This window comes from Bacillus sp. GMa5/1 (assembly GCF_050172015.1).
GTDB classification, from domain to species: Bacteria; Bacillota; Bacilli; order Bacillales; family Bacillaceae_G; genus Bacillus_A; species Bacillus_A cereus.
Map to the genome: position 1 here is coordinate 1 of NZ_JBNLYC010000301.1, position 3,364 is coordinate 3,364.

Sequence of the window (3,364 nt, forward strand, 5' to 3'; positions counted from 1 at the left end):
TTATAAGTAAAGAACGATTAATTCAAGGATTGACCTCTTATTATTCCTTAGAAAATTTCAACGCTAAATTTACTGTATGGATCTGTTGTATGGATGATTTAACTTATCAAATATTAGAGAAATTAAAATTAAAGCACGCCATACTAATTCCGGTAAAAGAAATTGAAAATCATGAACTCCTCAGTATAAAAAATGATAGAAGTTTACAAGAGTATTGTTGGACATTAAAAGCGCCCCTATGTCTACATGTCCTTAGTCTTTATCCGGAAGTTGATCACATTATATATTGTGATGCTGATATGTATTTCTTTACAGCACCTAATATCATTCTTGATGAATGGTGGAAGTACTCTGTATTCCTTTGCCCTCAAAGAAGCTCTACTGAAATTGAAAGCATACACGGTATATACCAAGCTGGTTTAGTAGGCTTCAAAAATGATCAAAATAGTAAAGAAATTTTAACATGGTGGAAAGATAAATGCCTAGAATATTGCAATAATCAATATGATGTTGAAATGAATAGATGGGGTGACCAAAAATATTTAAATCACATTCCTAACATCTTTTCTAATATAAAAATCATGACTCATAAAGGTATTGATGCAGCACCTTGGAATGTCATTTTAAATAGCAGTTCTATATCCAAAACAGATAATAAAGTTTTTATTGATCAAGATGAATTAATAGCTTTTCATTTTGGAAGTATGCAAATTATTAATCCAAATGAGTTCGATTTATGGAAACAAGAAACTTTAGAATTACCTCCAGCAGTTTTAGATTATATATACATTCCTTATATTGAACAATTGAACAAGACATGTCATACCCTTCATAATACTTTTCAAAAATCTCCCTCCTCTTTATTTGCTGACCAAATTGATACAACAACAATAAAAAATTATTTTAAATACCCCTCCCCTCATCACAATTAAGACTGATACTTTCCTTATTTAAAAATAAATCTATTTATTTCAGCAACTAAAAATACATCTTAATAAAGGATAGATTATCCCTATGATTGCTTCATTTAAAAATAAAACTTTCCTTATTACTGGTGGATACGGTTTTATTGGTTCTCACTTGGCACGAAGACTTTTAAATTTACAAGCAAAAATTGTTCTTTTCATAAGAACACCATCAAACTCTTGGAGACTAAAGGATATTCTAAAATATATTGAAACCTATGAAATAGATATACGAGATAAAAAACAAGTACAAGATGCAATAAAGAAAATTAATCCCGATTATATCTTTCACCTGGCAGCCTATGGTGTAAATTCTGCCCATACAGATTACATCCATGCTATAGAAACAAATGTTATAGGGACTTGTAACATTATTCAAGCAGCAAAATTGGTGAATTGTAAAAAAATCATCAATTTTGGGAGTAGTTCTGAATACGGTAACAAGATGGAACCTATTCATGAAAATATGTTACTAACTCCTGTGGACATCTATGGAAGTACCAAAGCTGCTGCTACTATACTGGCCCATCAAATTGCTAGCGAAAACAATATTAATCTTATAACATTAAGACCTTTTGGCATATTCGGAGAAGGCGAAGAGCCGCATAAAATTTTTAGCTATATAATCTTGCGAGTATTACAAAACAAAGATGTAAATTTAACTTTATGTAATCAATTAAGAGATTATTGTTATATAGAAAATGTAATAGATGCCTGTATCCTAGCAGTAGAAAATACTACTGTACAAAATGAAATCTTTAATATTGGGAGCGGCACTATTCACCCCTTGAAACATTATGTAGAATTATTATTCAAACATTTGAAAACCAATTCCAGACCAAATTACGGTGCAATTTCCTCTAGAACAAATGAAAGATGGGTTCCTGAAGCGGATGTGCAAAAAATAAAAAACTCCCTTTCCTGGGAACCTAGAATTAATATTGAAGAAGGAATTATAAAAACTGTTAATTGGTATAAAAATAATAAACATTTATACCTAACTCCCTAAAAATAGGGTACTAAAGGAGGTGGACTAATTGTTAAACCAAAACTTTAATAATGCTTTTTACGGAAAAAGAATTTTAATTACTGGACATACTGGTTTTAAAGGTTCTTGGTTATCCCTATGGTTGAATGAATTAGGTGCTGCTGTAATCGGATATTCATTAGATCCTAAAAATAAAAATGATAACTTTAACATTACTAACCTTCAAAATAATATAATTGATATTCGTGGAGACATTAGAGATTTTAATAAATTAAATAAGGTTTTTACAGATTATAAACCTGAAATTGTATTCCATTTAGCTGCCCAACCTCTAGTTAAGTATTCATATGAATATCCTAGAGAAACATACGAGGTAAACGTTGTAGGAACTATGAATGTACTAGAGGCAATTCGATTACATGAATCAGCTAACATAGGAATTATGGTGACAAGTGACAAGTGCTATGAAAATAAAGAATGGCCTTGGGGTTATCGTGAAATTGACCCTATGGGCGGCCATGACATATATAGCTCAAGCAAAGGATGCTGCGAACTTTTAATTTCTTCCTATCGTAATTCTTACTTTTCAGAAGAAAAATTTTCTCAACACAAGAAAATAATTGCAAGTGTTCGAGCTGGTAATGTAATTGGTGGTGGTGATTGGTCAATAGATAGAATTATTCCCGATTGTATACGAGCATTAGAATCAAACAAAAAGATTATTATTAGAAATCCTACTGCTATTAGACCCTGGCAACATGTACTAGAACCTTTAAGCGGGTATTTACTCCTTACAGAAAAAATTATAAATAATGGTATCCTTTTTTCAGGAGCATGGAACTTCGGGCCATCCCTAAGCAATATTGTTTCAGTAGAAAAATTAGTGACCAGTTTACTAGATATTTGGGGCTGCGGGGATTGGACAGCAGAAAATATAGGTCCAATAAATTTTCATGAAGCAAATTTACTAAACCTTGACATTAGCAAAGCAAAATTCAATCTTAATTGGCAGCCAAAATGGTCCCTACAACAGACTTTAGAAAATACAATAGAATGGTATAAACATTATAATTCTTACACCAGTTCTGAGATGAGAAATCTATGTATTAGCCAAATCAAACAATATTGCATGCTTTGAACTACTCCCACTTACCCATACTTGCTGTGAGTTCCTGATGGAGGGAGTCTTCTTGGTTAAAATAATAAAAGATACATTAATTTTTATAGTCTAAATTATAAACCTACTATACCTAAAATTATGTGATTGTCCATTAACAAAAATTTTATTTCTTCGGTTATTTCAAATCAACTATTGACATTATATTGAAGAATAAAGGAATCACGTATTTTTCTAGTGATTCCCTTGTTCTGAGAAAATAATGTCTTGCTTTAACGACAATACAGTATATGT

At 31.1% G+C, this 3,364-nt stretch carries 2 protein-coding genes and 1 pseudogene; all 3 read left to right on the forward strand.

Translation table 11 applies throughout. The features are described 5' to 3' along the window. Positions 1–932, forward strand: a pseudogene (locus tag ACQGSG_RS27735) (glycosyl transferase); the annotation flags it as partial. Between the two features lie 82 nt (positions 933–1,014). Continuing rightward, on the forward strand, positions 1,015–1,974 hold the full coding sequence (locus ACQGSG_RS27740) for an NAD-dependent epimerase/dehydratase family protein (RefSeq protein WP_000561952.1): 960 nt from the start codon (positions 1,015–1,017) through the stop codon (positions 1,972–1,974). A gap of 28 nt (positions 1,975–2,002) precedes the next feature. Further along, a complete protein-coding gene (gene rfbG, locus ACQGSG_RS27745) occupies positions 2,003–3,091 on the forward strand; it encodes a CDP-glucose 4,6-dehydratase (RefSeq protein WP_202340283.1) in 1,089 nt (362 codons plus the stop codon). The last annotated feature ends 273 nt before the right edge of the window (positions 3,092–3,364 follow it).

What these genes read in the sequence shown, in the direction of transcription:
- ACQGSG_RS27740 (WP_000561952.1), top strand. Translation starts at nt 1,015, where the DNA reads ATGATTGCTTCATTTAAAAATAAAACTTTCCTTATTACTGGTGGATAC.